This is a genomic window from Acetobacter malorum, assembly GCF_001580615.1.
GTDB lineage: Bacteria > Pseudomonadota > Alphaproteobacteria > Acetobacterales > Acetobacteraceae > Acetobacter > Acetobacter malorum.
Genome location: NZ_LHZC01000037.1, coordinates 20,416 through 43,459 on the forward strand (window position 1 = coordinate 20,416; position 23,044 = coordinate 43,459).

General features: G+C 56.5%; 18 protein-coding genes. 5 read left to right on the forward strand and 13 right to left on the reverse strand.

Translation table 11 applies throughout. The features are described from left to right. Positions 1-28: 28 nt before the first annotated feature. A complete protein-coding gene (locus AD930_RS03015; protein ID WP_167375130.1) occupies positions 29-2,704 on the reverse strand; it encodes a porin family protein in 2,676 nt (891 codons plus the stop codon). Positions 2,705-2,708: 4 nt separating this feature from the next. Then, entirely contained in the window at positions 2,709-2,861 is a 153-nt protein-coding gene (locus AD930_RS17625; RefSeq protein ID WP_156476824.1) for a hypothetical protein, read from the reverse strand. A gap of 105 nt (positions 2,862-2,966) precedes the next feature. Between AD930_RS17625 and AD930_RS03020 the strand changes: the two genes are divergently transcribed. Then, on the forward strand, positions 2,967-5,339 hold the full coding sequence (locus AD930_RS03020; RefSeq protein ID WP_082781669.1) for a heavy metal translocating P-type ATPase: 2,373 nt from the start codon (positions 2,967-2,969) through the stop codon (positions 5,337-5,339). On the opposite strand, the gene AD930_RS03025 is transcribed toward AD930_RS03020, so the two are convergent. The 9 genes from AD930_RS03025 to AD930_RS03065 form a co-directional block, all read right to left on the reverse strand. After that, entirely contained in the window at positions 5,290-7,113 is a 1,824-nt protein-coding gene (locus AD930_RS03025) for an ABC transporter ATP-binding protein/permease (RefSeq protein WP_082781670.1), read from the reverse strand. The genes AD930_RS03020 and AD930_RS03025 overlap by 50 nt on opposite strands. Beyond that, positions 7,031-9,079, reverse strand: a complete 2,049-nt coding sequence (locus AD930_RS03030) for a TonB-dependent siderophore receptor (protein ID WP_061505069.1) — start codon at positions 9,077-9,079, stop codon at positions 7,031-7,033. The genes AD930_RS03025 and AD930_RS03030 overlap by 83 nt, the downstream gene beginning before the upstream one ends. A 332-nt stretch (positions 9,080-9,411) precedes the next feature. Continuing rightward, positions 9,412-9,624, reverse strand: a complete 213-nt coding sequence (locus AD930_RS03035) for a heavy-metal-associated domain-containing protein (RefSeq protein WP_043551154.1) — start codon at positions 9,622-9,624, stop codon at positions 9,412-9,414. An 80-nt stretch (positions 9,625-9,704) separates the two neighbouring features. Continuing rightward, entirely contained in the window at positions 9,705-10,352 is a 648-nt protein-coding gene (gene petA, locus AD930_RS03040; protein ID WP_061505070.1) for a ubiquinol-cytochrome c reductase iron-sulfur subunit, read from the reverse strand. Continuing rightward, positions 10,352-11,164: a cytochrome c1 gene (locus AD930_RS03045; RefSeq protein WP_061505071.1), complete on the reverse strand. Its 813-nt coding sequence runs from the start codon at positions 11,162-11,164 to the stop codon at positions 10,352-10,354. The genes petA and AD930_RS03045 overlap by 1 nt, the downstream gene beginning before the upstream one ends. Next, positions 11,164-12,405: a cytochrome b gene (locus AD930_RS03050; RefSeq protein ID WP_061505090.1), complete on the reverse strand. Its 1,242-nt coding sequence runs from the start codon at positions 12,403-12,405 to the stop codon at positions 11,164-11,166. The genes AD930_RS03045 and AD930_RS03050 overlap by 1 nt, the downstream gene beginning before the upstream one ends. Before the next feature lie 159 nt (positions 12,406-12,564). Continuing rightward, complete coding sequence (locus AD930_RS03055) at positions 12,565-13,587, reverse strand: Lnb N-terminal periplasmic domain-containing protein (RefSeq protein WP_061505072.1); 1,023 nt, start codon at positions 13,585-13,587, stop codon at positions 12,565-12,567. Continuing rightward, the gene (locus AD930_RS03060; RefSeq protein ID WP_156476825.1) at positions 13,587-15,629 is read right to left on the reverse strand and encodes a lipase family alpha/beta hydrolase; all 2,043 of its coding nucleotides are present in this window, start codon (positions 15,627-15,629) and stop codon (positions 13,587-13,589) included. The genes AD930_RS03055 and AD930_RS03060 overlap by 1 nt, the downstream gene beginning before the upstream one ends. A gap of 116 nt (positions 15,630-15,745) precedes the next feature. Further along, positions 15,746-16,099, reverse strand: coding sequence for a winged helix-turn-helix transcriptional regulator (locus tag AD930_RS03065; protein WP_208598557.1), 354 nt, complete (start codon positions 16,097-16,099; stop codon positions 15,746-15,748). A gap of 100 nt (positions 16,100-16,199) precedes the next feature. Here AD930_RS03065 and AD930_RS03070 point away from each other — a divergent pair, with 100 nt between their 5' ends. From AD930_RS03070 to AD930_RS03085, 4 genes are all read left to right on the forward strand, one after another. Next, on the forward strand, positions 16,200-17,219 hold the full coding sequence (locus AD930_RS03070; protein WP_061505074.1) for a zinc-binding alcohol dehydrogenase family protein: 1,020 nt from the start codon (positions 16,200-16,202) through the stop codon (positions 17,217-17,219). A gap of 25 nt (positions 17,220-17,244) precedes the next feature. After that, the gene (locus tag AD930_RS03075; RefSeq protein ID WP_061505075.1) at positions 17,245-17,679 is read left to right on the forward strand and encodes a cupin domain-containing protein; all 435 of its coding nucleotides are present in this window, start codon (positions 17,245-17,247) and stop codon (positions 17,677-17,679) included. Between the two features lie 39 nt (positions 17,680-17,718). Next, entirely contained in the window at positions 17,719-18,306 is a 588-nt protein-coding gene (locus AD930_RS03080) for a DNA-3-methyladenine glycosylase I (RefSeq protein ID WP_061505076.1), read from the forward strand. 456 nt (positions 18,307-18,762) lie between these two features. Then, on the forward strand, positions 18,763-18,969 hold the full coding sequence (locus tag AD930_RS03085) for a hypothetical protein (protein ID WP_061505077.1): 207 nt from the start codon (positions 18,763-18,765) through the stop codon (positions 18,967-18,969). A 13-nt stretch (positions 18,970-18,982) separates the two neighbouring features. On the opposite strand, the gene AD930_RS03090 is transcribed toward AD930_RS03085, so the two are convergent. Next, positions 18,983-21,022: an FUSC family protein gene (locus AD930_RS03090; RefSeq protein ID WP_244150478.1), complete on the reverse strand. Its 2,040-nt coding sequence runs from the start codon at positions 21,020-21,022 to the stop codon at positions 18,983-18,985. A 375-nt stretch (positions 21,023-21,397) separates the two neighbouring features. Further along, positions 21,398-23,008, reverse strand: coding sequence for a carbohydrate porin (locus AD930_RS03095; protein WP_082781671.1), 1,611 nt, complete (start codon positions 23,006-23,008; stop codon positions 21,398-21,400). Positions 23,009-23,044: the final 36 nt, after the last annotated feature.

Below are 23,044 nucleotides of genomic sequence, written 5' to 3' on the forward strand. Positions count from 1 at the left end.
ATGAGACGCCCTTGTGCAGGAGAGTGATTCACACTGTTTTACGGATGGAAAATGTAATAGTGCGGCCAAGCGGATCCATAAAGGCAGGCTGGTAGCCCGCTGGTGTTGCGCCCTTTCCATTATGGACATGGATGCGCTCATTAAAAACATTGTCCACAGATAAAAACAGACGGAAGTTTTTCGCCCATTTCCGGTCTTCCCAATGGGGCAGTTCCCCCAGATCAGCAAACACCGTGGCGTCGAGTGTTCCCAGTGCGCTGAAATACAGGCTATCAGCAGGAGAGGATGCCAGAGTCGATGTGCCAGCCTGCCATTTTCCGACCAGACGGACGCCCAGACCTTTGTCATAAATCCCGCCCTGAAGTTCCATTTCATGCCGGGGCTGACCGCCCAGACCACTGATGGTGCCACCCCGCAACAGATTGATGGCAGGCAGGCCGGACCGCAGCGTGACGGTATCCTGCAACCGCCAGACCTGTGTAGCGACCAGATAAATACGGCCATGCGCTTTTTTGGGTTTGCCCTGCCGGTCCGTCCCGCTACCGTGTAATGGCTGGGAGAAGGAGAGGGTGGCGTTCCACTCGCTCCGACTTTCACTCTCTGCATTGACCGGGCGAATATCAACACTTTCCAGAACACCGTCCGTATTGCGTTGGAAGCGGTCAGGAAAGGCGTTTTCGATCGCAGCGGTCGTTGTGGGCAGCGAGCGAATGGTGTTGTGTGTTGTGTCATGCACGTAGTTCACATGTAGCCGTGCGCCGGTGATGTAGGGAAGGGTGATTAACGTGCCCAGACTGATTTCGTGCCGGCTGGTGGCTTTCAGGTTCGGGTTGCCGCCTGAAAGACTGGTGACCTGTACGGATTGCCCGGTGACATAATCATAGGTTGTCACATTTGGCGTCTGGATACTCGGTGCAACAAGCTGGGACGCCGTGGGCGCCTCCTGACTGTCGGTTATGGAAAACGGAAACTGCACCCATGAAAGGGGAGCCCATGTCACGCCTCCACCAATTGTACCCAGTGTGCCAAATTGTGACACCTGATCGACCGCTGCGTTCACATTGCCGTCCAGTTTTCCCAAAAAAGACAGAACATGCTTATTTTTGTTGGCAATAGGGATATCCGCATTGAACTGGAATGTACCCACTTCCCGCCGGATATGGCTGTAAGACCGCACGGCTTTGACGGAGGAAACGGCGTTCTGGTCCGTCAGAGCGCCGGTGAGAGAGGTGCTGGTTGCCACGTCTCCCGCAGGCAGGGAGAAGACATTCCCTGACATCAGGCCGCTTACCTGCCCACTATTACTTATGGTGTGGCCGGTGTTCAGGGCGCGTTGAGACAGATCATTGCTGGGGAAAGCAGAAAACGGATTGAGAGCAATGCTGCCGCCTGTCAGATCCGTCTGGACAGTTTGCAGGTTCAGGCCGGTCTGGCTGCTGGTTGTTGTGTCTGAGCGGTCATAGCTGCCTGTGGTGTTCCACTTCCAGTTTCCCACATCGCCATCAAACTTCAGCCCGGCATGAGCTGTTTCGGTATGCACTTTTTGGCGGAGGGGAGAGGTCTCGGTAAAATTTCTATAAAGTAAAGTATCTTCTGAAAAAGGAGAAAAGGGGTTGCTTGCTGGAAGTGTCAGAATGCCGTGTGCCGGGCCTTGCAGGCTGTGCTGGTCCTGGCGGGTATAGGTCAGGTTGAGGGAGGACGTGACAGTTTTAAAAATCTGTCCTGCAACAACACCATTAAGCGCCAGCTTTTGCACACTGGGCTGAAGAGTGTAGGCGGAGGCATCCCCGTTACTGTGCGGCAGGTTCGCGTAAGGCAAAAAATCCTGAAGTGTCGGCATCTGCGTGCTGGCCAGTGAGGGTGCGCCCGCGACGGTGACAGGCGTTCCTGCCAGCGCATCCAGCGTAGGGTCCAGACTGCCGCCGTTTGCTGCGGTCACATTCCCTGCATTGGCATACAGCCCGCTGGCTCGCGCGGGCACCACGCCGCGCCGGCTGTCTCTCAGTTGTGCCTGATCTGAATAGCGCGCACTCAGATTGATCCGTCGTTCTCCATCCAGTTTTGTATAACTGATGAAGGGCGCACCAGTTTCTCCCCCGCCATCTGTGGAGGTTGTGCCACTCAGACGTGCGCGAACGGCCCGAAAGTGCTCCACCGTGATAATATTTACTACGCGCTGGTTGGCGGAATAGCCGTATTTCAGCGCTTCCTCTTCGGTAAAAATTTCGACATGGTCTATGGATTCAAAGGGCAGATCCTGAAGTTCCTGCATGCCCGAAACACGCTTGCCATTCAGCAGCGTGATTGGCGCGCCTCCACCGGCTCCGCGCCCGGAGCGTGTTTCCGAGGAGATAGCTGTCAGCAGATCAGAGGCGGAATCCACACCATAGGCCCGGATTTCATCGGCCTTAATCTGCATGATCGGTTTCAGATGTCCCAGCGCCTCGCCCCGGGCTTTGTGGCCAACGACATCAATATTTTCAGTTTTTTGGGTGGACGCCGTTTGGGGATTTTCTGAAGTGGTGCTGGTGCTGGTGCTGGTGCTGGTGCTGGTGCTGGTGCTGGTTGTTGCTTGCGCGAGCGCAGGCTGTGCCGCACTCACCAGACCAAGGCCACCGGCCAGAACTGTTGGCGCGATCAGCCGTACGGACCGTGACGACGTAAAAGCTCTGCAGGGCAGAACACGAAGCAGAAGAACAGGCATGAACTCAGACAAATGAGGGGACGCAGAAAAGCAGGGCGGGAGCAACCTGATACCCCGATGGGAGTATGGCCTCAAGAAAGGATGCTGTTCCGGAAGGAGCCGGGGCAGCATGACTGAGAATCTGGCCGGGGTTGTGGGGGAAGGCCGTGCTGGTCATATAAGGCTGTTCCCTCACAGAACACGCATTTTGTATGCAGGTTTTCTTTCTTTTTTATACCGGTATGGGGTATAAAATACAATGAAATCCCCTAAGGAGTCCTCTGTGTCACAGACCGTCAGTTTCCCCGTTGGTGGCATGACCTGCGCAGCCTGTGCGGCGCGGATTGAAAAAGTTCTGAACCGTCAGGACGGTGTGCACGCGACGGTCAATTTTGCCTCGGAACGCGCTCAGGTGCAGATGGATGGGCCAGCTACCTCTATCGAGACCGTGGTGAGTGCAGTCCGCAAAGCGGGCTTTACGGTGGATGAGAGAAGCATTGATCTTTCCCTCTCCGGCATGACCTGTGCTGCCTGCGCAGCCCGGATTGAAAAAATTCTCAACAAACTGCCCATGACACAGGCCAGCGTGAATTTTGCAGCGGAGCGGGCGCATATTGTCTATGTACCCGGTGTTGTGGAACCGGAAACTTTTATTGCTCGTATTGAAAAAGCCGGTTTTGGCGCGAAGAGACTGGATGATGGGGTTCGGGAAGACCCTAACGCGCGGCGTATCGCCATCTGGCAGACGGAACGCAATCGCGTCATTCTGACAGCACTCCTATCTCTGCCGTTCTTTGTAGAGATGGTCGGTATGGTCTTCGGCTCAATGCACATGATGCCCGACTGGGTGCAGTTCCTGCTGGCTACGCCTGTCCAGTTTTTCTGCGCGCGCCATTTGTATCAGCGCGCATGGAATGCGGTGCGGGGCGGTTCCGCCAACATGGATGTGCTTGTAGTGCTGGGTACAAGCATTGCGTATTTTTTCAGTGCTGCCGTGGTGCTGTTTCATTTGCATCAGCCTGTTTATTTTGAAGCCAGTGTGTCCATCATCACGCTGATTTCCCTTGGCAAGCTGATGGAAACCCGTGCGAAGAACAAAACCAGCGCCGGGATTGAGAGCCTGCTCCAGCTTCAGCCACAAATTGCGCATGTGGAAAGCGGTGGGGACGTGCTGGATCGCCCTGTGGCGGAGGTGCATGTTGGGGATATGCTGGTGGTGCGCCCCGGCGAGAGCGTGCCGGTGGATGGTGTGGTAATGGACGGCGCCTCTGAGGTGAATGAAGCCATGCTGACGGGTGAGAGTTTGCCCGTGCTCAAGCAGGTGGACGCTCAGGTGTTTGGCGGCACTATGAACGCCAATGGCGTGCTGCGCGTAAAAGCTACAGGCGTGGGCGCAAATACCGCGCTCTCCCGTATTGTGAAAATGGTTGAGCAGGCACAGGGCTCAAAAGCCCATGTGCAGCGGCTGGCGGATAAGGTTTCCAGCATCTTTGTGCCTGCCGTTGTCAGTTTCGCGCTGGTGACGTTTCTGGTCAGCTGGCTGATAACTGGCAATGCATCATGGAGCCTTGTTTCTGCGGTCTCCGTGCTGGTCATTGCGTGCCCCTGTTCGCTGGGGCTTGCAACGCCTACGGCCATCATGGTGGGCACAGGGCTGGGCGCACGCTGTGGTATTTTGTTCCGCAACGCCGATGCGCTGGAACAGGCGGAAAAACTGACCACCCTTGTTGTTGACAAGACCGGCACCCTGACAGAAGGCAGGCCGACTGTTAGTGATGTGCGGCCTGCGCCACAGGTTGATGCTACGCATCTGCTGGCAGTGGCGTATGCGCTGGAAAAGGATTCCGAGCATCCACTGGCCCGTGCAGTTGTGGATTACGGCACAGCACAGGGTGTGCAGCCTCCTGTGGCCAGCACATTTCAGGCTGTTCCGGGGATGGGTGTTACGGCACAGATTGATGAGACACTAGCTCGTCTGGGTTCCCCTCGTTTTCTGGCGGACGCAGGTGTAACGCTGGACCATACTGTGATTGAGGCCCTTGAGAGCGAAGGCAAAACAGTTGTTGGTGTGACTGTTGGCGCGCAGCTTCTGGGTTATATCGCCTTGTCTGACCGCCTGCGGCCCGATGCCATTGCAACAGTGAGCGCTTTGAAAAAATCCGGCATCAAAGTCGTGATGCTGACGGGTGATAACCAGCGCACGGCTTCTGTTGTTGCGGCGCAGGTTGGGGTGGATGAGTATATGGCCGGTGTTCTCCCCGGCCATAAAGCGGATGCTGTTGAAAAATATCGTGCGGCTGGCAGCCTTGTTGGCATGGTGGGGGATGGCATTAATGATGCCCCGGCACTGGCCGCTGCGGATGTCGGCTTTGCGATTGGGGCCGGGTCTGCCATTGCGCTGGATACGGCAGATGTCGTGCTGATGAAAAGCGATCTGACCAGTGTGCTGGACGCAATTTCACTCTCCCGCGCAACACTCGCCAAAATCCGGCAAAATCTGTTCTTTGCCTTTATCTACAATATCCTTGGTCTGCCGCTGGCAGCCTGCGGCTTGCTGAACCCGATTGTGGCCGGGGCGGCTATGGCGATGAGTTCTGTCTCGGTTGTCAGTAACTCGTTGTTGCTGAACCGCTGGCGGCCTCAGTCTCGCGGATAGGCTGGATGAGTGCACCCTTGGGGGATAGCAGAATTTCGTGCTGATGGAAGCGGCGCAGGTTGCCGTGGTGCGCCACACTGACAAGCGTTGTGTGCGAGAGTTCGGTTGTAAGAATGGTATAAAGAAGATTCTCGTTTTCTTCATCCAGCGCAGACGTTGCTTCATCCAGAAAGACGATACGGGGGCGGAAGAGCAGCACGCGGGCTATGGCAAGGCGTTGTTCTTCACCGGGGGAGAAAATCTGGCTCCAGTCTGCAACGTCATCAAGGCGTGGAATATATCCTGCCAAATTGACGCTTTTCAAAACGCTCTCATAAGCCTGTGTGTCATAATGCTCTGGCGTGGCCGGGTAGCTCAGCACCTGCCGAAGGGCTGTGCCATCGGGCACATAAGGGCGCTGTGGGACAAACATGGTATGGTGTTTGTCAAAAGACAGCGTACCACTGCCAAAGCCCCACAAACCTGCCAGCGCACGCAGCAGAGTGCTTTTGCCAACGCCGGAGGGGCCGCTGATCATCCAGCGTTCGCCAGCGTGCAACGTCAGATTAGGCAGGGTCGTCAGAATGGAACCGTCCGGGCGTTTGAGAACAAGGTTTTCAATCTGCACATTGGCGGAGGAAAGGCTGTTGTGAACAATGCCTTTTTCAAAAGGATGCCCAACAATCCGCTCAAACTCGTTCAGACGTTGCAGGATGGAGCGCAGCGTGGCGAGGTCCGTGTAGTTATCAATAAACCATTGCAGACTGCTCCGGGTCTGCATAAAGGCGGCGTTGATGCGGGAATAGAGGCCCACTGTCAGCGTATGGGCCAGCAGTTTGGGGATGAGCATGACCCAGAGAAGGCAGGAGGCCGTCTGATGGAAAAAGGTCGTGATGAAATTGGCGCGCCATGTGTAGGTGACCACACTGCGCCAGTTGGCGGCAATATGTGCAAGATAGCGTGAAAAACGCAGGTTTTCGGCTTCTTCTCCGCCGTAAAAGGCAATCTGTTCCGAATTCCTGCGCACATCCATCAGGCCCGCGCGCAGGTCTGCATCATAATGCTGCTGGCGGTAATTGGCGCCTACCAGCGGGCCACCAAACCGTTCCAGCACTAAAGACGTGAACAGGGTTGCAAGAACCGTGCCGAGAAACAGATAGCCGGGAATATGAACGGCATGGCCATGCCAGGTGAAGGACAGTGTGCCGCCAATATCCCAAAGCACAATGGAAAAAGAGATAAGGGTGGTGACGGCCTGAATGGCGTCCAAACCCAGTTTGAGCGTCCAGATTGTCATTTGAGACAGATCGTCAGCAATACGCTGGTCCGGGTTGTCGGCCTGCTCCAGACCATGTTCCAGCCGGTAATAGGTCTCGTTTGAAAGATACTGGCGCAGATACACGCGGGTGTTCCACAGTCGCCAGCGCATGGACAAAATTTGTGTCAGGTAAATCTGAAAAACATAGATAGCGGCGGCAAGAGCGGATACCAGAATATAAGGCGGGAGCAGGGAAAGGCAGTCCTGCACCCGGAACGCAAACATGGCGTCAAAAAAAGACTGGTTCCATTTGCCGAACCAGACAGCCGTGCGAACATAGACAACAGACAGGCCAATGATCCCTCCCAGCATGGCAAAAGCCCGCCATTTTTCTTCTGAAAGCCAGTAGGGGAGAATGACCTTCCAGTCTGAAAGGGAGTGAGGCGGCGTTTTCTCAGTAGTTTGCACGAAGTGTTGCCATAAAGCTGCGGGGGGCTGCGGGGAAGTTGAACTGCCAGACACCGCTTGCCCGTTCATAATAATAGCGGTTTGTCAGATTGGTGGCGTTCAGCTGGATCTTCAGATGCGGTGTTATATGATAGCCGATCATGCCATCCAGAGTCATGTATCCGCCTTGTACCGTTGTGGGATAGCTGCCACGCAGAGAGCTGTTGGCATCCAGACCAACACCGATATTCAGGCCGTGTAGCCGCCCATTGGGGACGGTATAATGCACCCAGGATTTGAACATGTGATGCGGAGAAAAAACGCCGCCAAAGTCGCGTGTTTTTGAATCGGAAACTTTTGTATCCAGATAAGTGTATCCAATGGAAATATCGAGGTTGGGCAGAATGGTGCCATCAATCTGCGCCTCCCAGCCCTGCCGCCGGATGGGGCCGGTTGTTATATAAAACGGGGAGTGTTCCGGGTCCTGCACGGGTTGATTGACGTTTTCCATTCTGAACAACGCGCTTGAAAGGTTAAGGCGGCCATTGAAATATTCGGCTTTGAAGCCCGTTTCGACCTGATTGCCGCGCTGAGGCTTCAGGCCTCCGCCGTGGTAGGACATGTTCCCAACAGAGGGCGTGAAAATACTGGAATAACTGGCGTACCAGGAGATGTTCGGTGTGATCTGATACACTGTGCCCAAATACGGCGTCAGTTCGCCATGAATATTGGCTTCCGGCTTCCAGCTACTGGTTGGGCCGGGGGAGATATACCGCATCCGCTCGGAAAAGCGGGAGACGCGCCCACCAAGAATCAGGGAGAGATGCTTGATAACCTCAAGCCTTAACTGCCCATAAAAGCCCCACTGAGTCGCATTATCCCGTGTGCCATATCCGTCCGGATTGTCCTGATAGCTGATACTGCCTGCGGGTGGCCGAGGCACACTATTGGTGTTGTTGATGTTCACACCATCATAGACGGTATCGCTCAGAATATTGCCGTAGCGTGTTACCTGATTGTAGGAATTGTAATTGAAGCCGAACAGGGCGTAATGGGTACGGTTTAGAAAACGAAAGCTTCCATTGGCGTAAATATCGGCTGAGCGTGCGCTGTTGGTGCCACGCATAGCGACAATGCCTGCATCCTGATACTGCATGGTGCCGGTCTGCGCATCAATCTGCGTCCAGGGTTCATTGTAAAGCGTATTATAGCTCTGGTCATAAAATGTACCGCGTGCCGTCAGTTTCCAGTCGCCCCAAAGTTTTTGGGAGAGAGAGGCGATGGTCTGCTGCGTCATGTAATTGCTGTACCCCCATTTCTGGGAAGGGTTGGCGCTGCGGCCTCCATACCAGAGGGTCTTTTCTGTCGTGACAGGCAGCCCGTAATAAGGGGCGGTAATATCCTGTTGCTGCGCGGCGTGTGAGACAATAAAGGTGGTTGAGGGTGTAATATCCCATTCCAGCGCACCATAAGCCTGCCATTTGCGAGAATGGGCATATTTATAGAAATAATCATTATCCTGAAACAAATCCGCCGTGCGGAAACGCAGGGTTTTAGAGGCGTTCAGGGGCGTAGAAAGGTCAATATCCGCCCGGTAATTGTTGAAGCTGCCAACCGTCGCCGCACCATTGACGGAAAAATCCATACCGGGTTTTTTGGTCACCTGATTGACCACGCCCCCGGGAGAGCCGCCACCTTGCAGCAGGCCGGAAGAACCGCGCAAGACTTCAATCCGATCATACATCGACAGATCAAAACTGGCATTATTCAAAGTGCCAGCCGCTCCGGGTGTATTGTCTACCGAGGTCGTCATCTGATAACCGCGAGAGTAGAAGTTGGAATGCGCGGTCGAGCCGGGCAGAACGCGGATGCCGTTAATCTGGCGCATGGCGTCCGTCATGGTCAGCATGTTGGAATCCTGCATGCGCTGCTGTGTCAGAACAGAAACGGATTGTGGAATATCCTTCAGCGCAACAGGTGTTTTTCCCCATGCTTCTGCGGCCGGAGCTGTGTAAGAATGGCCACTCCCCACAACCTCGATCTTTTCTTCTGTCATGCACTCTACCTGACCGGGCCTGGCAGGCGCAGGCGCACAGAGGGGAGGCGCTACCGTATGGGGTGTGGGCGTTTGTGCTTTTTTGTGCACCATAGAATGACACAAGGGCCGGATGCACATCAGGCGTTTGGTTTTATGGGATGAGAGCAGAGGACTCAAACGCCTCTGGCCTTCTGCTTCGGCAGAAACAGGAGCCCAGAGGCCAGTCAGAATTCCGCTTAAAATCAGGGCGCATTGTGAAACACTGGCAAAATGACGCGCGCGACGGCCAGCTTGTTTCATGATGGGCACCCCGGCAGGAGGGCAAAACGCACAGTTGTGTCAGCAGGCACTCAGGAGGCCAGATCAAACCCCAGATCGTCAACGACTTCAGAAAACTGGGCAGGTGTGACTAAAGCCGGGTCATACTGCACGGTTACTGTGCCGCCTTCCAGAACTACGTCTGCTTCGGACACACCATTCAGAGCTTCAAGCGCTTTTTTCAATTTGCTGGAGCAGCCGTTGCAGGACATGCCTTCAACAATGAATGTTTCTGTCTTTGTCATAACCTTCGCTCCTTTTATGGCCAGCCGCGTGAGGGGAACTTATCCGCCAAACGCCGGCATCAGGCAACACACCCTGTTTTTCAGATCTGCTCAATGGTGGAAAAATCGAAGCTTTCTCCCTTGGGGTTTTCCCCCAGTCGCAGCGTTGTGGGTGTGGGCATGACGTGGGGAGGGACAGGCAGATTATAAGGTGCAGGCGCGCCTTTAAACACACGCCCGGCCAGATCAAACTGTGAGCCATGGCAGGGGCAGGCGTAACGGCCTGTCTGGTCAGGCGCTGCCGCAGGGGCCGTGTAGGCCGGCACACAGCCCAGATGCGTGCAGATGCCAACATATACGCCATATTCCGGCACAAGGGAGCGGTGCCAGTTGCGGGCGTAGGTGGGCTGTTGCAGAGCGTCGGACTGCGCGTCCCGCAGTTCATTCACCAGCGTCGGGCTTTGCAGTTTGGCGAGGTCTTCCGGCGTGCGGCGCAGAATAAAAATGGGCTTGCCCTGCCAGACGGCGGTCATTTGCTGGCCCGGTGCCAGTTTGGACAGGTCAATTTCCACCGGCTGGTGGGCGGCGGCGCTGTCCTGCGGTTTCAGGCTGGCGACAAACGGAATGGCGCAGGCCGCCAGTCCCGTGACCGTTCCGGCCGTGGTGACCATACCAAGAAAATCACGACGGCCAGCGGGTGCGTCCTGATCCTGCCCGTTGGGTGGGGTATTATCTGCGGGGTGTGTCATCAGTCGTCTGTGTCCTGTGCGTTCTGGGTGGTGCCGCGTTTCCAGATTTTTCTCTTCCAGGCAATGGCCAGTACCAGCAGGCCACTCAGATAGGCAAAAACATACAGGCCTGTGCGGTGCCTGTCATTCCGGTGTGGGTCAGAGGCCCAGACCAGAAAGGTCGTCACATCCCGTGCCTGCTGCTTGGCAGTGGCAGGGGTGCCGTCCGGGAATTCCACAGCGTCGTCCATCAGCGGGGGCGGCATGCCCACCAGATGCCCGTCTGCCCAGTCATTATAGAACTTGCCCGGGACCACCGGCGCACCGGGTGGCGGTGGCATATGGTAGCCTGTCAGAAATGCGTAAAGCCAGTCTGCGCCATGGGGCTGGATGGCGGCCAGCCGGGACTGGTCCGGCGGGGCGACGCCACCCATCATGGCAGCAGCTGCGGCCTCACTGGGGAAGGGGGAGCGCAAATGGTCGTCCGGCAGGCCGGGGCGCATGGTGGGGTGGCCTGCGGCGTCCAGTGGTCCCGGAACCTGTTTGGCGTGTGCGAAATCTCTGATGGCCTGCGGAGACAGTCCGATCCCGGAGAGATCATTATACGTCACGCTGCGCATGCCATGGCAGGATGAGCAAATCTCATTGAAGACTACAAAGCCGCGTTGCAGGCTTTTCTGGTCAAACTGACCTAAGGGGCCATCAAAGCTCCATTTCTGGTGCGGGGGCACGGACGGTGTAGGAGCAGTTGGGGCTGCGTGTGCTACGAGAGGCAGACTGGCCAGCAGCGCTGCGCTAAATGCTGCGGTGCGTGCGCGGGAAAGCCGGACCATCAGGCGTCTCCTTTGGCAGAGGCAAGGGAGGTGGGGAGCGGTCTTGGTTTTTCAAACCGTGAGGCCAGCGGCAGGATCACCAGAAAATATCCGAAATAGTAGAGGGCAGACAGACGACCAACGAGCATCCACGCCCCGGTGGCGTGATGCTTGCCCACCAGTGCCAGCAACACAAAAGAGATGACCAGCCCAAGCAGAGCCGGGCGGCAAATCGGGCGGAAGCGGGCGGAGCGCACGGGGGACCGATCCAGCCAGGGCAGGCCAAACAGTACAAGCAGGGAACCTGCCGCCGCCAGAAGGCCGCCAAATTTGGAGGGCACAGACTGAAGCAGTCCGTAGAACGGCAGGAAATACCACTCCGGCTCAATATTGGCGGGCGTGTGCAACGGGTCTGCCGGGGCATAATTGTCCGGCTCTGTCAGCAGGCCGGGCCAGAAGAACAGCAGTGCAGAAAAGACCATGGCGAAGACAATCAGGCCGATCAGATCCTTGCTGGTGTAATAGGGGTGGAAGGGGAGTGTGTCTTTCGGGGTTTTTGGCTCCACTCCCACCGGATTGTTGGATTTGGTCACATGCACGCAGGCCACATGCAGCCCCACAACGGCAACGACCAGAAACGCCATCAGAAAATGCAGCACAAAAAAGCGGTGCAGGAAGATGTCGCCCAGATGGTCACTGCCGGTCAGCACATGTTCCAGCGTACCGCCAATAACCGGCACGGCTCCGACGGCCTTAGTAATGACGTCAGCGCCCCAGTAGGACATCTGGCCCCACGGCAGGATATAGCCTGCAAAGGCGGTCGCCATCACCATGACCAGCAGCACAAGGCCACTGAGCCAGAGAATTTCCCGGGGGGCTTTGTAGGAACCGTAATAAAGCCCGCGGAACAGATGGATATAGAGGGCAGCCAGAAACAGGTTGGCCCCGGTCATATGCATACCGCGTAGCAGCCAGCCGCCTGACAACTGGCGATCAATAGCTTCTACGGAAAAGAACGCCTCGGCACTGGTGGGGGTGTAGTTCATGGCCAGGAAGGTGCCGGTTGCCAGCATAAGCAGCAGCACAACCACCAGAATGGCGCCAAAATTCCACAGCCAGTTCAGGTTCCGGGGCATGGGGAAGACCACATATTCCTTCCGGAATGCGGAAAAAACCGGCAGCCGATGCTCTATCCAGCCAGCAGGGCCGCCCGGAGAGGCGGCATCTGTGGAGGCTTCGTCCCGTAACTCAGGCTGTTTCATGCACACCATCCAACTTCAGTCTTTTAACGTCTGGCTCCGTGAGCAGAAGTGAAGCCAGCACTCTTAATTATGTGGATTCCATTGTTGCATGAATGATGCAGCGCTCAAAGATAGCCTGTTTCGGAACGGTATCGTTTTTCTGAATCAGAGGTTCGGGCTTTATTGGTTGGAAGAAGGATTTGTTTCTTCAGGCAGGGGCTGCCGGATTTCCTGAGAATACTCCGGGCCGGGCGAGGCACCCTCTGGCCGGTGAATCCGGCTGCGGTCATGCAGTGTGTGGAAATCGACCTGTGTATCCAGCAGCCCAAGCTTGTAGGCGAGGGAGGCCGTATAGCCGCTGAGCAAAATCCGCCAGTCCAGCCGGTAACGCAAGCTGGCCTGTGCGCGGGTCAGAATGCCCGTGGTGCAGTTTGAGGTGAGGGTATTATACCACTCTGGTGTGTGGGAGAGGTGATCGACTTCCTGCAGATAGCTTTTGAACAGACGTTCTCTGGCTTCTGGAGAGAGAGAGACCCGATACAGATACACGCGCTCCTTACGCACGTCTGTCCGCACACCAATCAGATCCCGCTCATCGGCCACGACGTAAAACAGTTCATAATGGTGGAAAAATCCGGCAATGGCGGAATAAGGGAATTTCTTTTGGCGGCGGGTTTCAATGGACATCGCAACATGCCGTCCATCCTTGAAGCCGAAGCTGAGGAAGACATGCGCAATGCTTTCCCCCGTCCAGTAGGACGTAACCAGATCCACGGACGAGAGGTCATCCAGCGTATAATCCGCGTCATAATAGCGGGGCGTATAATCAGTGGGTGTTTTGTAGATGAAGTCGCGGACATGGTGCAGATGTACCGTTCGACCTTCCATCGAAACACTGGCAGGCACCGCATATTCTCCGGCCCAGTCCCGGTTGTTTTTCGGTGGGTCCGTTACATACCAGACGGCAAACGCGGCACTCACGCCAGCTAACGCCAGCCGGGCAGTCTGGTGCGTGCGGAGGAAGAACGCTGTGGCCAGAACAAGTGGAAACAGGCACGTTAGCCCCAGCCGCAGCGCATCCGGTTCCAGCGTGGAATAATAGAGGGCCGGGGTACCAAACGCCCCCAGTAGGAAAGTGGCGCAGCCCGCAAACCAGTGGGCCCAGCGTCTGCTCTGTGCGGGTTTGTTAGACGTCTGCTGCATTAGGGATGCGCCTGTGTCGAAGCCGCCGGAGCAGTCGGGATAGAGGGCAGGAGGTCGCCGGGCGTTTCGGCTGTGCCGGGGCCGTTGCCGCGTGTGGGAACAAATTGCCCGCCAATGGCGGTAATGTCACTCTGGCTGATCAACCCGCCTTCCAGAGTGCCACCCTGCGTGCGGGCCAGATGGTTGCGGAGGATACGGCGGATTTCTGCAATGGTAATCGGGTTGGACTGGGTGGAGTGGCCGGAGTGACGGACAACCAGTTCAGAATCCACATCCGGCACATGCGCGCTTTCATACTTCACAACGCCATCATCAGAGTTTTTCAGACTTTTATTGCCCAGAACAGGAATAATGGAGTGGGTGCGCACATCCGGCACCACCGGAATGGCGGCCAGAGACTGGATGAAGAGGCTGTGAGGAGACATGCCGTAGACACTTCCCACCCGCCAGGGATTCATGTTCAGCCGGGCGACATTCGGATCACTGACCAGCACCTGTTTTGTAACCTCGCGCACCGTGAGCGGAAAGCTCACCATCCGCCCGACAAGGCGTGCCAGAGAGAAATTGGCCATATAGCTGCCGTGCTGCGGGGTGGAGATAAACACAACCTCCTTTGCTTCCGGCAGAGGTGTGGGGAACAGAGCGTCCTGCAGCAAGCTCCGGGCATCCGGCGTCAGCTTCAGAGATGACAGCGGGCGCGGGATCAGGCCGTCCCACAACGTCTCTCCAGTGTTAATAACCAGCATCTTGGCCAGTAATCCGCCCTGACTGTGTCCGATGAGCGTGATGTTTCCCAAGGCCGGATCTGCTTTTGTCCCACCAAGGTCCGCCACCGCCTGTGTAATGGCATTGCGGAGTTGCAAGGCTGAATAAGGGATTGGGTTTCCCGTGGCGTAGGAGAAGAACCAGAATTCGTAATGTTTGCGAATGTCCCGGTCTTCCAGCAGGTCATTCACCATATTGGCCCAGCGCGCCGGGCTGGAGGCCGTGCCGTGAATGAGCACCACAGGCATACGCCCAACCTGATGCGGTTCTATGGTTGCCAGTTGCGGTGTGCGGCCATTGTCAAAAAAACGACCGTCCAGAAACCCTTTATATTCCGAGGACCAGTCCATCGCATCACTCAGGCTGAGCGCGCGGGCGGTCGTTTGATCATATTGCAGGGGGACGGGTTGTGGGGCTGCCGGTGTAGTGGGCGTTGTGTGTTCGCTCAGGTCTTCATCAATGGCCGTCAGGTCCAGTCTGCCGCGCAGGGTGGTGGTCAACACCTGCTGGCGTGGATGATCGAATGACAGGAGAAGATTAAGTGGTACCCTCAGCTTTTCCGTAATCTGGAAAGAACGGCTTTCCGGGTGATTCATGTGCGGGAGGGCGCCGACGGGTTCGCCAAGTCCGGTATGGCTGTAAACATTTTCCAGCCCCCGGACAGAAAGCCGGGCCAGAGGACGAATGTCCTGCAACATATGGTCATGCCACACCATCTGGCTGGGCGTTGTGCTCAGATCCAGCGTGCCGAACGGTAACGTCCAGCGTTGGGGTGTGAGGTTGACCGGGCTGCCAAAGGCTTCTGTCAGCGCCAGCATATAAAGGTCACAGGCCTGCCGGACATGCAGGTCATACGCTTCCGGCCGTTCGGCCTCTGGGCCATTGGGATTGAGATACGCGTAGGCATACAAGGCGGCCGCCATGAATTCGGCCCGGTCTGCATGCCGATGGGCGTGCAGATAGCTGAGTTCTGCCAAAGCAAAAAGCTGGTCAGCCAGCCCCTGCGCATAAAAGCGGGCCTGCGTCAGACTGCGGAGGGTGGCGATGGCCTCTTTAGGATGGTTTTCCCATGCACGCAGCAGGTTTTGCCGTTGGAGAACCGTATGCGTGGTATTGCTGAGCCTGCCGCCACTGAGTGCACTTTGGCTGTGTTCCTGATAGGCCTGCCGGAGGGAGAGCGGGGCAACGGAAACAGGGGAAGCGCATCCGGACACAAGCAGAAAGGCTGCGCTGAACACCAGCTTTCTGGTGGTTGTTCTGGAAAAAAACCTGTTCATAACCTATCGCAAATTGTTTTTTGTCGCTCTCTGCGCGGACCCTACAGGGTTTTTTACCCTGCTGAAACGATTGTCTGGGTGTTTCTTCTCTGCAAGGTGCCAGACATCCTCTGTGGTCATGGCAGTGGAGCCTGTCCGAACTCGGTATTTTCATCCCCCCATTTTTTGAGCGCCATGATAACCGGCTCCAGCGTGCGCCCGCGTTCGGTCAGGCTGTATTCCACCTTGGGGGGCACTTCTGGATAAACCGTTCGGAGAACAAATCCGTCATGCTCCAGTTCGCGCAACTGCGTTGTCAGCATTCTCTGGGTGATATTGGGCAGACGCTTGCGAATTTCGTTGAAACGCAGGGTTCCCTGAAGGAGATGATACAGGATCACCCCTTTCCATTTTCCGTCGATATACTGGAGTGTCGCCTCAACAGCGCAGCCGGGACTGCACGCAAGTGATTTATGACGGATACGGGTCATGACGGTATCATTTCCGATACTATGGGCGTTAAAAGTGCGTTCTTGTGTGACAAGAGCATAGCGCTCACGGTGTTCCTGACTCAACAGAGGAGCAGAACTCATGCGCGCCGTTGGCTATCAGACACCTCTTCCCATCGAAAATCCGGCCTCTCTGCAGGATATTGATCTGCCAAAACCTGTTCCCGCCGGACGAGACCTTCTGGTGGAAATCAAGGCTGTATCAGTCAATCCGGTCGATACAAAAGTCCGTCGCAGCGCAACGCCGGAGGGTGGTCAATGGCGGGTTCTGGGCTGGGATGCTGCCGGGTTTGTTGTTGCGACCGGGCCTGATGTTACGGATTTCTCTATTGGGGATGAGGTTTTTTATGCAGGCGCTCTCGATCGACCGGGGACTAATGCGGAGTTCCATCTGGTCGATGAGCGCATTGTTGGCCGTAAACCCTGTTCTTTGAACTGGGCTGAAGCTGCGGCCCTGCCGCTGACAGCCATTACAGCGTGGGAGATGCTTTTTGATCGCCTTGATATCCGGCGGTCCGTTCCCGGTGTGAAGCCGTCTCTTCTGATTATTGGGGGCGGAGGTGGTGTTAGTTCCATGGCCATACAACTGGCGAGAGTTCTGACAGATATTACGGTTATTGCCACAGCGTCTCGTCCTGAAACGCAGGAGTGGGTGACATCCCTTGGGGCACATTTTGTGGTGGATCACAGCAAGCCTCTGGCTGCGCAGGTTGCAGCACTGCCAACTGGTAGGCCCGGTTTTGTTTTCTCCACGACGCAGACGGATCAGCATGTGGCAGACAGTGTGGGCCTGATTGCGCCTCAGGGTCATTTTGGCCTGATTGATGACCCGGCCACCCTTGATGCTGTGCCCTTCAAAAAGAAAAGCCTCTCCCTGCATTGGGAACTCATGTTTACCCGCTCCCTGTTTGGGACAGCGGATATTGGCAAACAGGGCAAACTGCTGAACGACGTTGCCCGTCTTGTGGATGAAGGGCGTCTTCGCACGACGCTTGGCAAAAATCTCGGCAAGATCACTGCTGCCAATGTGCATGAGGCACATGCTCTTATTGAGAGCGGCCATGCAAAAGGGAAAATTGTGCTCGAAGGGTTTCCGGCCTGATGTTCGCAGCGGGAGACGTAACCTTATGATTGAAGAAGAGCATGTGATGACCCTAAACCGCAGTGGTGGACGGTTTGACCTCACGAAAATTGCCGCGGCTTTCCCGGAAACCGCGGATGCCATGCTTCTGGATACCTATCTGACGGATAAAACCGAAGCCAGCATCAGAGTGTTTCGGATTTATCGGGATGTTCCCCCTCATTATCATACCCAGTGTGATGAAGTGCTTCATGTCCTCTCCGGGGAGGGGACATTCTGGATTGATGATCCGGCGGATGAGGCACCCTTTGCACCGGGGCATTTGCTGGTGTTCCCTCGGCGGGCCGTGCATGCGCTGCCGCGTATTCTGCGTGATCCAGTCGTTTTTCTGGCCATCGACACACCCCGCCGGGCACCGGATGATGTGGTCTTTATCAATCCTGCGGAGGGCACGCCTTCGGGGTTTATCAAGAGTCTTTGAAGGCATGACGCTGCCAGCAGGAGCGTATACAAGGACGGTATGAAAAGTCAGACTCCGTCCTCATCCGCCACTCCTCTCACACGCTGCCGCTGGGCGGAGACAAATCCGCTTTTGCGCACCTATCATGACGAAGAATGGGGTGTCCCCGTGCATGATAGCCGCATGCTGTGGGAGATGCTGATGCTGGAGGGGTTTCAGGCAGGCTTATCCTGGCTGACGGTCTTGCGGCGGCGTGAGGGTTTTCGAAAAGCCTTTGCGGCTTTTGACCCTGAGCAGGTAGCGCGTTTTGATGAGGCCGATGTCGAGCGCCTGATGCTGGACCCCGGCATTATTCGCGCAAGGGCCAAAATTCAGGCGACAATTGGCAATGCGCGGGCCTATCTGGCCATGCAGGAGCAGGGTGAGGATTTTGCTGCGTTCTGCTGGGGAATGGTGCCTGGTGCGCCGGTGGTGAATACAACAGGACAGGTGCTGGCGCAGTCGCCTGCGTCGCAGGCTCTCTCTAAGGCTTTGAAACAGCGGGGCTTCAAATTTGTTGGTCCTGTAATTGTTTACGCATGGATGCAGGCGGTGGGCATGGTGGTGGATCATGACCCGGCCTGTTTCCGTTATAAAACCACGATTTAAAGCTGCGGTGTTTAAATACGATAAAACACAGTTGAAATCCGAGTCTCGCAAAAATGTGAAGTCTGTGGAGTAAAAAAATACGCTTCCTGCCCAAAAGAAATTTTGGGTTTAGGTTGGAATTTTTTCATGTAATGTATTGAAAAATAACATATAAATATCCACAAATCTAAATCGTCTAATTTTAACGAAACACAAAGTTAACAACCATTGCGATCGTGTTTTTGTTGACGGGCAGAATTTTTGCTCATAGGGTCGGGCTCACCTCACCACCGTGGGGCTGTAATGAAATCAGGGAGCGGTTTGATGACGCTGCGAATGTGCAGGGACCCGCGATGTTGCATGCGTAGGCAGCAGATCAAAGGTCGCGGTGTGCAAAACAGGCACACCCTATAATCCGCCGGGAGTGAAACTGCCGGCGGAGACACCCCTCAAGGGGTTTTGTTTTCGAGGTCAGTCATGATACGTACTTCAAAAATTATTGAAATAGACGGCGTGTTTCTGGGAACAGCCATTCAGTTGAGCGGCGAGCAGGGGCAGCGCTTTTATGCCGCCCATGAGAGTGTTCGTGCGCTGCACAATGCCATTAAGCCTGATGTGGCGATGCTGGCCCGTCAGGTCGCGCAGGCGTTCCGCCAGAATCAGGCTGTTTCTTACGCCGCGTAAACAGGGCTGTCAGTCAGAGGGGATGCCCCTGACTGACAGCCTTAATGTGTTCGTCGTCCAGCTCGGCCAGATCCAGTTTCCGTAACAATGTGAGCAGATCATCCAGTGTGGCGTCCGTCAGGGGTGCCGGGCCGGAAGAGGTCTGCTCTGTCGGGTCAAAGCGTTCCGCCAGACGGCTATACAAGTCTGCCCGCTGCCGGACTGCCTGTGTCGGCTCGGGTGTTTTTTCCATCCACCAGACACTGGCGGCGCCAGCCAGCTTCCGTAACAAAAAGAGAATTTCTCTTGCTTTGCCGATCTGGTCTGAGCGGCGGAGCCCTTCCAGCCGTGCGGTCTGGCACTGAATTTCCGCAACGGTGCTGGTCGTGCCAGCCTTGCGGCGTGCGCTTTCAATCTGGTGCCAGCTCAGGATTTCCGGCCCGGTGGCAAGGGCGGCGTAACGGATATTGGCCCGAAACGCATCGGCCACCTGTGCGGCCAGAGGAGCACCACGACGTTCTGGCCAAAGCAGGAAGCAGCCTGCAAGCCCAACCAGACTGCCGATAATGTTGTTGATGGCGCGGGCCAGTGCCACATCCCACCCCAGACCGGGGCTGACCAGATCCGTCACCAGCACGAAAAGCTGGGTCATGAACATGACGCACAACGTGTAATTAACGCTCCGCAGCGCAATAGTTGCTGCTGCCAGCGGGAAGATTAGCAGCAGGATGCTCCAGACGGGCAAGAGCACGCCCATCACTGCTGCCAGCAGGCCGCCCGCAATACTGCCAATCACGCGTTCAATGGTGCGGGGGAGGGTTGTGGTTACGCTGGGCTGCGTGACAACCACCACGGCCATCATCGCCCAGTAGGCGTAAGGCAGGTCCAGTTTAAGAGAAATGGCATACGCCACCAGCACCGAAACGCAGAGCCGCGCGGCATGCCGCAGGCCCTGCGCCCGCGGGACGGCAGCAGGGCGTGGTCTGCCGGACACTGTTTGCCCAGTCGGTTGAGCGTGCGGGGGGGAAAGTGTCTGCCAGGCAGTGATCAGCTCCTGCACAGCCTGCGCGCAGACATGCGCTCCTTTGCCAAACAGATCTGCATCCTGTTCAGCAATCCGGGCCAAAAGACGCTGCTGGCGATGCAGGCGTTCGGGCCGGGGTTCCGGACGCTGGGCCTCACGCGCCATGCGGTGCAATGTTGTGGTGACAACGCGCACCGTGCGGCGGGCTGCGTGGGAGGTCTCGCCCGATAAAACGGCATGCTCAAACGCAATCAGCGCGATAAAAATCCGGTCACAGGCTTCAATGGCAGGGAGAAGCGTGGCGCGGGTTCGGCTGCTGATGGCGTCGGCAGACAAAATTTCAATGCGGCCGCGTGTCCGTTCAATCCGGCTGCGGATTTCCCGCCGGAACGCCCCGATGGACGCACTTTCCTGCTCCATATCCGGAGCGCCGGGCTTCATGTAGTCCAGCAGGCGGCGCATCATGCGTTCTTCTTCCCGCAGCACGGCGGAACAGGCCAGCCGCAGGGGCATATACGGGTCCACCGGCCAGGCCAGAACGCAGATCAGAGTGGCCCAGATGGCCCCCAGCGCAAACAGGCCGGACAGGCGCACTGCCACTTCTGGCGGAAAGGGATAACAGACCGCCACCACAGCTACGATGGCCGCCAGAACACCAATCTGCGTGGCTGTTGCCCCGCGCAGGCGGAGGAGCGCACAGCCCAGCACACTCACGCCGAGCGCCACAAAGGCGGGGAGCATCCCAAACCCGGCGGCAGCAGAGACGGACCCGCTGATGACCGTGCCCAGGGCTGCAAATTTGAGCATAGTTTCCAGCCGGGAGCGCAGCAGGCCGCCGGGGTCCACAAGGCAGGTCCAGAACGCAGCAAAGGCAGACCACGCCATAAGCGGCATATGCAGGTAAAGTGCTACCAGCATGACGGTGCCAACAGCCACCCCGGCGCGGAGCCCTTCCCGCACGGCCACCTGCTCTGGTGCTATGGCAATAGCCCGCACACCCAGCCAGTGTGCAATGGCGGAGGGCATCAGGGTGCGAGAGGCCGCACGCATGAAAGTCTGTTTTCCGGGAAGAGAAAGAGGCAGATGTGTTTTCATGGACAGTTAAGGCTGAAGGTGGAAGGGCGGAAGATGGCAGAGGCAGAAAGCCGTCCGCCATCATGCCGGAGAGATGGACGTGTTCTGCAAGCAAAAAAGCAGACCACACCGGGATGTGGTCATTCTGCGGGATAGAGAATGCTGAAAGAGGAAAGCCCGTGGTGCAGGAGAATGCTGCACAGGGGGCAGGCGGGTGGTTAACCCGGGGTGTCGCCACGAAACGGCGTATCAGGCCAACAGATGTTCGGGGACACGGATCCTCTGATATTGTACGTTATAACATGCTCATCTCATATTCTGGCCTGCACTTCAACAGGCACAACGAGACGCTCAGAACGTTACGCTTGTATGCAGCCCCAAAACTGTCTCATTGCCAATGCGGCGTCGCGGAGAGGGATAACGGGGGTCTGCCTTACCACCCATCGGGTTCCAGATTTCCTGAAAGTCCGGCTGGATAACCAGCCAGGGCTGCACTTCAGCCTGATAGGTCACTTCCAGATGGTTTTCGTTACCGGGAATAAGGTTGCCTGCATTCCGGTTATACTGACGCCAGCCAGAACTGGAGCGGCCAATGCCCCAGCCAACGCCAAATGTATCATTCGGGCGGCTCAGAAAAGGCGCTTTAAGGTTCAGCCCGGCATCCGCGGCAAAGCTGACAAGGTTGCGGTCTCCGCCATTTCCAGTTGCGCGGGCAAACAGGCCAAGGGAGCGATCGGATTTATAGGAAGGGCGCCAGACCATCTGGTCAATAACGCCATAGACCATCCAGTTGCCCCGGTCCCAGCGGGGGGAGCCGCCATTTTTACCCATAAGCTGGTCGTGCGTATTGTAACGATAATCCGGAAAATTCGCGGTGTCGTAAAAACCACCTAGCTTATAAATGCCGGGCAGGCCGGGGTCTTTGGTGGCGTCTGAAAGATCTTCCGGCTGTCGGTTGAGCGTGTAATGCAGCTCTCCAATCAGCAAGGCGCCGGTGCCGGTGTTAAAGCGGGTACCGCTGCCATCATGCGTGACCTGATTGGTGGGGTCTGCCGCATTGCCACCATTCTGGATGTTGAAGGCGTTATAGCGGCTGCCCGGAGGGTTATCATCCGCAACGGCCGCCAGAAGCGTCCAGGCATGGGTCAGGTGATAACGGACACGCAGAGCCGGGGATGACAAAGGCCATGAAGGTCCACCACTATATAAATTGACGGAAGGCGCCATGGGCCAGCCGAAATTGGAATTCAGAAACAGACCGCCATATTCGGTCAGCATGAATTCAGATTCCAGATTCTGCTGCCCAATTTTGATACCGAGTTTCCCGTTAAAAAACAGTTGCCGGTACCACAGCTCAAACAGGCGCGTGGAACGGTCGGCTTCATAACTGCTGACGGGGTTATAGTTGGCCAGATGGTCCTGCGTGATGGAGCGTCCTCGGGTCTGGAGGCCGCTGATGGTAAAGATCCCGCCTTTCAGGCCAATCAGTTTTTCCAGATCAACGGTCAGGGTCGGGGCTGTGATGGCGTCATAAGACGGGCCAGAGCCTTTCCCGCTGTGCGCATCCATGGTGCTGGGAGCCCCGCCGGAGGTGTTGCCCCACAGCTCTTCCACATCTTCCATGTCAAACGTGATGCCATATTTATACAGCCACGTCCGCAGGCCGCCCATGGTGCCTAGCAAGTTGTCACTGGTGTCCAGATCATCGTTACCGGTTTTGCTGGCGCGCGGCAGATGCAGCGCATTGATGCCGATGCCCATGGCAGACTGGTTCATGAACGGGGCCGAATTTCCCAGACTTTGCTGGTCCCGCTCCGCCTGATCGTCCACCGGGCTTTGCGCCAGTCCGGTTGCCGGGAGCAGGCAGGCCAGAAGAGACAGAAGAATCTTGGATGCAAGGCGAGGCCGCCTGAAACGCTGCTCTGTATGCCCCAAAAGGCTGGTCAGAAAGGCGGGCCGCATAATGCACTGGTTTCCTGTGGGAGGCGTTCTAAACAA

Coding starts and splice junctions, on each gene's coding strand:
- AD930_RS03065 (WP_208598557.1), bottom strand. CDS start 16,099: ATGACCCGTATCCGTCATAAATCACTTGCGTGCAGTCCCGGCTGCGCT.
- AD930_RS03090 (WP_244150478.1), bottom strand. CDS start 21,022: ATGCGTGCGGCCTCTCGCACCCTGATGCCCTCCGCCATTGCACACTGG.
- AD930_RS17625 (WP_156476824.1), bottom strand. CDS start 2,861: ATGACCAGCACGGCCTTCCCCCACAACCCCGGCCAGATTCTCAGTCAT.
- AD930_RS03070 (WP_061505074.1), top strand. CDS start 16,200: ATGCGCGCCGTTGGCTATCAGACACCTCTTCCCATCGAAAATCCGGCC.
- AD930_RS03030 (WP_061505069.1), bottom strand. CDS start 9,079: ATGACAGAAGAAAAGATCGAGGTTGTGGGGAGTGGCCATTCTTACACA.
- AD930_RS03025 (WP_082781670.1), bottom strand. CDS start 7,113: ATGAACGGGCAAGCGGTGTCTGGCAGTTCAACTTCCCCGCAGCCCCCC.
- AD930_RS03015 (WP_167375130.1), bottom strand. CDS start 2,704: ATGCCTGTTCTTCTGCTTCGTGTTCTGCCCTGCAGAGCTTTTACGTCG.
- AD930_RS03060 (WP_156476825.1), bottom strand. CDS start 15,629: ATGAACAGGTTTTTTTCCAGAACAACCACCAGAAAGCTGGTGTTCAGC.
- AD930_RS03085 (WP_061505077.1), top strand. CDS start 18,763: ATGATACGTACTTCAAAAATTATTGAAATAGACGGCGTGTTTCTGGGA.
- AD930_RS03080 (WP_061505076.1), top strand. CDS start 17,719: ATGAAAAGTCAGACTCCGTCCTCATCCGCCACTCCTCTCACACGCTGC.
- AD930_RS03075 (WP_061505075.1), top strand. CDS start 17,245: ATGATTGAAGAAGAGCATGTGATGACCCTAAACCGCAGTGGTGGACGG.
- AD930_RS03095 (WP_082781671.1), bottom strand. CDS start 23,008: ATGCGGCCCGCCTTTCTGACCAGCCTTTTGGGGCATACAGAGCAGCGT.
- petA (WP_061505070.1), bottom strand. CDS start 10,352: ATGACACACCCCGCAGATAATACCCCACCCAACGGGCAGGATCAGGAC.
- AD930_RS03055 (WP_061505072.1), bottom strand. CDS start 13,587: ATGCAGCAGACGTCTAACAAACCCGCACAGAGCAGACGCTGGGCCCAC.
- AD930_RS03050 (WP_061505090.1), bottom strand. CDS start 12,405: ATGAAACAGCCTGAGTTACGGGACGAAGCCTCCACAGATGCCGCCTCT.
- AD930_RS03035 (WP_043551154.1), bottom strand. CDS start 9,624: ATGACAAAGACAGAAACATTCATTGTTGAAGGCATGTCCTGCAACGGC.
- AD930_RS03045 (WP_061505071.1), bottom strand. CDS start 11,164: ATGGTCCGGCTTTCCCGCGCACGCACCGCAGCATTTAGCGCAGCGCTG.